This window comes from Pedobacter sp. (assembly GCF_035566355.1).
Taxonomy (GTDB): Bacteria; Bacteroidota; Bacteroidia; order Sphingobacteriales; family Sphingobacteriaceae; genus Pedobacter.
Map to the genome: position 1 here is coordinate 1 of NZ_DATMRL010000100.1, position 8921 is coordinate 8921.

Consider the following 8921-nt stretch of genomic DNA (forward strand, 5'->3'; position numbering starts at 1 on the left):
TTTAATGCGTAAAATATAGATCCCAACAATGGTGAGCACATAAAACAAGACCGCTATAAAAGTGATCATGTCCAGTAAATCTCCGTATTTACCACTCAGGCACAATACGGAAGCCATTGCACATTGAATCCACAAAGCAAATGCCGGAACAGCATGTTTATTTAAACGGGAAGCTCGAGTAAAGAACAATCCATCTTTAGCCATCGAATAGTACACCCGCGCACCCGCCAGGATTAAGCCATTATTACATCCAAAGGTGGCAATCATAATCAATATGGCGATCACCAGTGTTCCTTCGGGTCCAAAAATAGCCTGCGATGCCACCAAACCAACCCGGTCTTTTTCTGCGGAAGCTATTTCAGAAAGTGGAAGCACAGCCGTAAACATTAGATTAAGCAGGACATAAATCAATGTAACCAATACTGTTCCAATAAAAAGGCTTCTGCCGATATTCTTTTTCGGATCTCTGATTTCACCTGCTACAAAGGTAACGTTGTTCCAGGCTTCATAACTCATAATGGCACCTACTAAGGCTGCCGCTAGTGCCCCCGCAATTGCAGGGGCACCATGATAGGCCGTAAAAGTGCCTTCGGCACCTAGTTTTCTTAAATCCCAATTGACCCAGTTAGCACTCCAGATCTCTGGCTTTAAATGAATAAAACCAAAAATAATAAGACCGGCAATACTGAGGATTTTGGTTGCTGTAAAAACACTTTGTATAATTTTGCCACCTTTAACCCCCTTGGTATTGATATAAGTAATAAAAACAAGGAGCAGGATGGCAAATCCCTGCGCATGGGAAATGGACAAACCACCTGTTTTTACCAACACAATGTCCTCACTAAGGCTGGGAACCAAATAGGCTAAAAATTTAGAAAAGGAAACACTCACAGCCGCAATGGTCCCAGTCTGGATCACCGCAAACAGGCTCCATCCATATACAAAGGCCACCAATGGATTATAGGCTTCTTTTAAATAAGTATATTGACCACCAGCCTTTGGGTACATGGCACTTAGTTCTCCATAACTTAAAGCGGCAATTAAGGTCATGATCCCACCAATTATCCATACGGCAATGAACCAAAAGGTAGAGCCGGTATGTCTGGTGATATCGGCACCGACAATAAAAATACCAGAGCCGATCATGCTGCCGACCACCAGGAAAATCGCATCTAATAATCCTATTTCTCTTTTAAGACCAGGATGTCCTGTACTTTTATCTGCCATAACTATTTTAAATCTGCTGTTGTATAGGGTGTAACCGGAGACTCTTCAGGAATTCTGCCCTGGATCTGGGATAGCGATACATTGGGTAAATGCGGTAAAACCAATTTGGAGAAATAGTCGGCCTCTTCTTTTAAGGGAAACCCGGAAAAAATAAATGCACGGAAGCCCATATCAATATATCGGTTGATTTTCTCTATGATCTGCTCCGGACTTCCAACCAATCCGCCTCCACAGCCAGAAAACACCTTTCCTATATCTGTCCAAAGCAATTGCTCAATATATCCGTCTTCATCCGCTTCTTCCCTGAGCTGATCTTGCCTTAGCACACCTAGTGAGCGGGAATCCTCTCCCCGGCTCCTGATTTCCTGTGCACGCTTTTCATCCAGTTTTGAAGTTAATTTTTTAGCATAAGCCCTGGCTTCGTTTTCAGTTTCTCTCACAATAACGTGAATACGCAAACCAAAATCTATCTTTCGCCCGTGTGCCGCTGCGCGGTTACTCATATCCTTAATGGTTTCATATAAACTTTCTTCCCGTTCCGGCCAGGTCAAAAACACATCGCAATGTTGAGCGCAAACCTCTCTTGATCCATCAGAAGTACCACCAAAATACAGTAATGGGCCCCCATTTTGCTGGTAAGGCTTAGCCGGATCAGAAGGCAGATCAAGCTTATATTGCTTTCCATTTAGTTGGATCCGATCCTGTGTCCAGGCCTGCTTTAAAACGTCAATAGTTTCGTTGCAACGCTCATAACGCAATTCTGCACTTTCCCGCAGGCCAGGCAAATCAGAATTAATGATGTTGATGGCCAAACGACCTTCCAGGATATGATCCAGATTAGAAATTGCCCTGGCCAAAGTTGGCGGATGAATCTCTCCAGTCCGGATGGCTACTAATAGTTTAATTTTGCTGGTAAACGGTGCAATCGCTGCTGCAAAAGTGATGGCTTCCTGTCCTACTGTATAAGAGGTTGGGAACAAGATATTTTTAAAACCCAAGGATTCTGCGTGCAGGGCAATGTCCCTGCAGTGTTCAAAACTACTGCGGCGGCCGGGATCCAGCACGCCTAAATATTCTGTATCTCCACCGATGATGTCATCAAACCATCCGATCTCTGCCGTACGCTCTGTAGTGCGAACAGAAACCGATTCCCATTTTTTTAAAGATTTCATTAAAGTTTTTTATAGATTGTTTTTCCTTCTTTTATCGTTTCTAAAACAGTTACATCTTTGATCTTCGATGGATCAATGGTGGTAATGTCATCCGATAGAACGACAAAATCTGCCAGTTTCCCCTTTTCTATAGAACCCTTGGAATTTTCTTCCTGATATTCATAAGCGCCATTGATCGTGATGGCCCTCAATCCTTCAAGAGGTGTCAACCGCTCAGCAGGGCCTATAATCTGTCCTGATCTGGATTCCCTGGCCACTGAAGTCCATAATAGAAACAACTGATTAACAGGTGTAACCGGGTAATCAGTATGGTTAGTGGCCACAACCCCTTTTTTTATAGCTGTTTTTAAGGGGCTTAAAAAGCTCGCTCTTTCTAATCCAAGGTTGCGTACATGCACATCTCCCCAGAAATAAGCATGATTACTAAACATGGCAGCAATAATGCCAAGTCTTTTATAGGTGTCCAATTGATCCGCTCTTACAAACTGGGAATGTATGGTCACTGGTCTGCGGTTGTTACTGCTGGTATTTAAAGTCGTATTGGCATTTTCTATAGCCTTTAAATACATATCTATAGTGGCGTCACCGTTGCAATGCACAAATGGACGTATGTTGTTCTGGAAAGCGTGTATTACAAATGCATTAAACTGATCTTGTGTGATGTTAGGAAAACCAGTGCATTCATCATGGTTGCAACCTGGTACCTCAACCAAGTAAGATTTAGTGAAAAAGGCGGTTTTTCCCTGCGGCGAACCATCGGCAATCATTTTGGTTCCTGCCAGTTTCAAGTGATTTTTAAGCGTACCAAACTCATACTCTTTATTTTTTAAAACTGTTTCCAGTGTTGGATATCCAGGTAAGGCCTCAATATCAATGAATAAAGCTCCTTTTTCTGCTGCCTGGTGTAATAGCTTTAAAGATTCCAGGCTGGTGTAACCATCCTGCGCAGTAGTAATGCCTTGACTGGCATAAAACAATTGCTGCTCCTTTAAGTCTTTGAGTTGCTGATCCAGAGATGGAGCTGGTCTTGCAGGTCTTTTAAGTAAACGCGTTGCGCCTTCCTGTAAAAGGCCTGTTGGTTCGTTGCTTCCCTTTTTTCTCTCGATAGCTCCACCAGCAGGATTGGGTGTATTTTCATTTATTCCAGAAACTTTTAAAGCATAAGAGTTAGACACAGACATATGCCCGTTGATATTCGTAATTGTAACGGGGTTATCTGGGAAAGCAACATCCAGATCTTCTTTATTTGGGTGCCTTTTTTCTTCCAGCTGATCCTGATCATACCCAAAACCATCAATCCACTCTCCCGGAGCAATGTTTTTTTGCTTCTTGAAATCCTGTATCCTGCTCACCAAATCGGCAATGTTTTTTACATCACCCATTGGCGGTGAACCCAGATTAACGGTACTCGATCTGGACAAACCCATAAAATGGCTATGTCCGTCAACAAACCCAGGTACCAGGGTCTTACCTTTTAAATCGACAATCTGTGTCGTAGAATTTTTGAGTTTGCTGATATCTTTAGCAGAACCGACCGCTAAAATTTTACCATCCTTAACCAGCACAGCTTCTGCAATGGTATTAGCGGCATCAACAGTTATAATTTTTCCGTTGGTATAAATGGTTTGTGCGTGTCCATTTTGAGCATGTAGAAACAGCCCTGTGGCAATAATGCAAATACTAGAAATCTTTTTCATCCGTATATAAATTTTGGTTACAAATAAATTATCTTGGAGCCAGTTTGTTGTAAGCTAGCTCATTGCTTGGAATTGGCCATACATAGTTGCTTGCCGAAACGGCTACCTCTGGTGCGGTTCCCGCCGTGCCACTTTTTGCAGGCAAAGGCAATAGTTTTCTAAATAGATCTGGCGTCCTGAAACCTTCTCCCAGAAGCTCAATCCGTCTTTCAGTTAAAATGGTATTGATTAAGTCTTCCTTCGTACCCACGCCGGTGCTGAATACAAAGCCTGGATTGGCCCTGTTTCTTACGGCTTTTAAAAGAGATAAGGCTGTGTTCAAATCATTCTTTTGTGCTGCTGCTTCTGCATAATTCAGCAACACTTCAGCATAACGTATCAAGGGAACATAATCCAGATAAGGCGCGCTGTTCTTAGCAAACTTTTTGAGCAGCTGCTGTCCGCTGGTATTGGTGGTAATTAAGTTTTTACGCAGATCTGTAGACGTGGAAGAGAATACCGGGTTAGAAATGATTCCACCATTGTTATTTAAATACAGCACCGGCGACAAATAATTATAAGCCAATGCGCTTTGTTGCCCGGGCGCTTCAGAAGCAATAATAAAGGGAATGCTAAAAATGGCCTCAGGACCAGTGTAAGAGCCATTGTACAACTTAGTCAAGTCTGCCTCCAGGCTATGGCTTGCCGTTCCAGCTGTATATTGATAAGGTGCAGTCGCAGGCACCAATTTAGAGGCTTCAGTCACCACTTTATCGTAATCGGCTTTCACTAAATAGACCCGCGTCTTTAAAGCGATTGCAGTTGCTTTGTGTGCCCGGCCGGTATTCAATAAAGCTGTTGAATTAGAGGCAGGCAGATCTGCTTCCGCTTCATCAAGATCTTTTAGGATTTGAGCATAGATGTCGGCGGTGCTACTGAATACCAGATCATTGTTCCCCCCAGTGGTCTCTCCTTTTAACCGAAGCGGCAAGGCTAAGCTCTTTGTACTCTGATTGTAGGGTTTTGCATAAGTTTGAACCAGACTGAAATAGGCAAATGCCCTTACAAACTTGGCTTCAGCCAAATAACTTTTCCTGGTATTCACGTCAAGTACAGTGGAAGTAGACAATTTATCGATTAAAATATTGGCCGAATTGATCACCCTGTACCCTGCTGTCCATACAGCATTTACAAAATCGCCGGAAGCGGAGATGGTTTGGTTCCATACATTGGCCCCTGTAGAATTATTGCCATCATTTTGGCTAAATTCATTTCCACGCTGTTCGTTAAACACGAGGTAACGCCCACCAAAGTACCCGGCATCGCTCAACTGCCCGTACAATGCGTTGACCTGTGAACCTATTTTTGCAGGCGTGCTGTAGGCTTCATCGCCTGCTATACTGGTTAAGGGGGTAAGATTTAGTGCGTCTTTTTGGCAGGAACCCAAAAAAACTATAGTGGCCAATAGAAGTCCTTTTAAGTAAAAGCGGGTGTTTTTATATGTAAATTTCATGATCATTAAATTAGAGTGTAACAAAGGCTGCTAGAACGAGAGGTTAAGGCCCAGTGTATATGTTCTGGCATTGGCAGGTACATTTTGATCTTTTCCAGAGTTTATAGAATTTCCGTTAATGGATATCTCCGGATCAGATCCGGTATAGCTGGTGATGGTGAACAAATTTGACGCCTGCGCATAGATTCTGGCAGAAGAAATATATCTTCCAATACCATCTTTTGGCAAGTCCACACGATAACCCAGACTGACATTTTTAAGCTTCAGGTAATCGCCTTTTTCTACGTAAGCAGCGTTTGAGGAAGAAAATCCACCGGTAAAACTATCGCCCCAAACCAATTTAGGGACATCTGTAATTTGACCGGGTGTGGTCCATCTGTCCAGAATAAAGGTGCCATTATTGAAATACCGTTGGTCTGAGATGGTTGATCGCGTACCATTGTAAAGCTTATTCCCGCCTGAAAATGTAAATCCTACAGTTAAATCGAATCCCTTGTAGGAGAAGTTATTATTTAAACCTCCATAGTAAGTAGGCAGAGAAGGTCCTTGAATGCGTCCATCCGTATAATTATCAATTCTTGGGGCAATGCTGCCATCCAGGTAATAAAAGTTTTTAGCTACAGCATCATATTGAACTTGTTCATTGTTTTTGTTGATGTAAATTCTGTTTCCATTAGCTGGATTGACACCTGCCACCGGAACGGCAAAAATTGAACCCACAGAATAACCTACCCGGGTTACATTTTGAATGCCGAAGGTACTTAAGGCTGTCGGATAAATATCTCCCCCGTCTCCTAATGAAGTAACCTTGTTCTGCAAGGTTGAAATATTGAAATCAACATTCCATTTGAAATCATTTTGACTGATGATGTGTGCGTTTACTGCAAATTCAAAACCCTTATTGTATAAGGAGCCCACATTTGCAATGATCGAGTTACCCGGGATGCCTTGTGAAGCCGCCTGTGGTGCCCCCAATATCAGGCCATCAATGGTGTTTTTATAATAATCTGCCACTACGTTGATCCTGCTGTCAAATAGAGAGAACTCCAAACCATAATCCAGTTTCTTGCTCGATTCCCATTTGAGATTGGAATTGCCTGCCTGGGTGAAATTTAATGTAGGGGTACCCGCATAAGTTCCGGAACCATATTTGATCAGAGAGGCATAATCGTCAAGACTGCTGTTTCCTACAACACCGTAGCTGAACCTGAGTTTAAGGGCATTTAAAGACTTGGATAAGCTGGACTTTTTGAAGAAATCCTCCTCTGATACATTCCATCCAACAGAGCCCCCTCCAAAATTACCCCATTTATTATTGGCGGCAAGCGCAGAGAGACCATCCCTCCTGTAATTGAAACTCAAAAGGTATCTCTTTTTGTAATCGTAGTTGAAATTACTGAAATAAGATAAAATGGCGTTTTCAGTCTGGATATTGGACGAAGGAGTAATGGTGGTCCAGCCCCCCTGGTAACTGGTAAAAAATGGATCTGACAGCCCTGTTCGGGTAGCACCCCATCCGTCAATTTTTGTAGTGATCAATTCATGCCCCAGTAAAACCTTAAAATTATGATCTTCAGCAACAGATGCTGTATAGATTAAAGTATTAGTCCAGTTGGAGCGCTTATACTTCGTTACGGAATTGGCTGCTGAGCCATTGGTCGCAAAACCATCGCCGCTAAATGGATTTCTGAAGGTGTTGTTCTCAACGATTAGATTGTTCAGACCATATAAGGTCTTAAATTTTAGATTTTTAAGTAAGGACACTTCAGCATATACACTTCCTATAAAAGTGTTGTTTTCAGAGGTGTTTTTATCCAGGTCCAGTATTGTTTGGAGATTATAAGCATTAAAAACACCCAATGCGCTACTATTCGGGCCGTACCCTATATTTCCATTACTGCTGTTGATATTGTAAGATCCGTCTGTATTGTATACGTTTACATTGGGGGGCAGGATATAAGTTAGCCTACCCAGTGGCTGAAGGCCGATATACTGACTGTTCGCGCTGTTTCCTGAAGATGAGGTAATAGAGTTTGGCCCGGTTGCACCACTATTTGGCCCTGAATTCAGTGAATTATTGTAGGCAGCATTGGTTCCAATCGTAATTAAACTGTTTACCTGGTGTTCTAAATTTAATCTGATTCCCTTTCTCTTGAAATTACTGGTTCTTAAAATTCCATTTTGATTGGTATAATTTAGGCCCAGGAAATAATTGGTTCGCTCTGTGGCACCTGAAATACTCAAATTGTGGTTTTGGGAAATAGCATTTTGATAAGCAATATCATACCAGTTGGTTTGTGTAGTGGAACCATCGGGATTGGTGCCTAGCACAAAACCAGGCGATAGGCCAGCATTAACACGTGCCTCGTTCTTAATTGAAACGTATTGTGAAGCATCCAGTAATTTGGGTAAATTATAGGCCTCACTCAAGCTGAACCATATTCCGTAATCGACCTTAACAGCTCCCCTCTTCCCTTTTTTTGTGGTAATGATCAATACACCATTGGCTGCTCTGGATCCATATATAGCCGTTGCAGAAGCATCCTTAAGAATTTCAACGGTCTCTATATCATTTGGGTTAATGTCTGAAAGCGGATTATTGCCAATGGCATCTCCTCCCGATCCTGTAAAAGTGGTTACACCATCTACAATGATCAACGGATAAATGGATGAAGTAATGGAGTTAATACCCCGAATCTCAATACAGGTGTACTGTTCAGGGCTCCCGATGGCTGTACGATGTTTACACCCGCTGCCTGCCCGCCTATTAACTGGTCAAAGCTTTGGGCCGGCCTGTTTTCTAAAGCCGAAGACTTAATTTGCGAAACAGAACCTGTAAAAACCTGTTTACTTTGAGAAGTGTATCCTGTAATCACCACATCGTTCATTTGATGTGCATCTGGTTCTAACCTGATTTCTACAGGTGAATTGGTAATGGTTACTCTTTGTGTTTTATACCCCACATAACTTACAATAACTACTGCCGGTAATTTTTGCCCGGTAACGAACTTGAAATGGCCGTTGTCGTCGGTGAGTACACTGTGGGTTACCCCCTCTAGCTGAACTACAGCCCTTGGCAGGGATTCCTTAGTTTGGTTGTCAATAACAGTACCGCTGATATTTGCATTAATTAAGGGGGCTGGCACATTTTGAGCCTGAACATTTATAGAAATGGCCGAAAGTGCAACACCTAAAGCAACGGGGCTTACAAAAAATGACAGCAGAAAGAGCGCACGTTTGAATTGTGCAAGATTTTGCATAAATTTACAATTGATTAAATGATAATTGAAGCAGGGTTAGACGCCAATCAGATTCCTGTTTCTTAAGAATTTT

6 protein-coding genes are annotated in these 8921 nt (G+C 42.4%); all 6 read right to left on the reverse strand.

Annotation, left to right across the window (positions count from 1 at the left end):
* On the reverse strand, positions 1-1227 hold a 1227-nt coding region (locus VNZ46_RS03865; RefSeq protein ID WP_325558784.1), incomplete at its 3' end, for an APC family permease.
* Positions 1228-1229: 2 nt separating this feature from the next.
* Positions 1230-2399 (reverse strand): LLM class flavin-dependent oxidoreductase, encoded by a 1170-nt coding sequence (locus tag VNZ46_RS03870; RefSeq protein ID WP_325558786.1) that lies wholly within the window; start codon positions 2397-2399, stop codon positions 1230-1232.
* Complete coding sequence (locus VNZ46_RS03875; RefSeq protein WP_325558788.1) at positions 2399-4096, reverse strand: amidohydrolase; 1698 nt, start codon at positions 4094-4096, stop codon at positions 2399-2401. The genes VNZ46_RS03870 and VNZ46_RS03875 overlap by 1 nt, the downstream gene beginning before the upstream one ends.
* Positions 4097-4124: 28 nt before the next feature.
* The gene (locus VNZ46_RS03880; protein WP_325558789.1) at positions 4125-5588 is read right to left on the reverse strand and encodes a RagB/SusD family nutrient uptake outer membrane protein; all 1464 of its coding nucleotides are present in this window, start codon (positions 5586-5588) and stop codon (positions 4125-4127) included.
* A 30-nt stretch (positions 5589-5618) separates the two neighbouring features.
* Positions 5619-8318, reverse strand: a complete 2700-nt coding sequence (locus VNZ46_RS03885) for a SusC/RagA family TonB-linked outer membrane protein (protein WP_325558791.1) — start codon at positions 8316-8318, stop codon at positions 5619-5621.
* Positions 8243-8848, reverse strand: a complete 606-nt coding sequence (locus VNZ46_RS03890; protein ID WP_325558790.1) for a carboxypeptidase-like regulatory domain-containing protein — start codon at positions 8846-8848, stop codon at positions 8243-8245. The genes VNZ46_RS03885 and VNZ46_RS03890 overlap by 76 nt, the downstream gene beginning before the upstream one ends.
* Positions 8849-8921 lie beyond the last annotated feature (73 nt).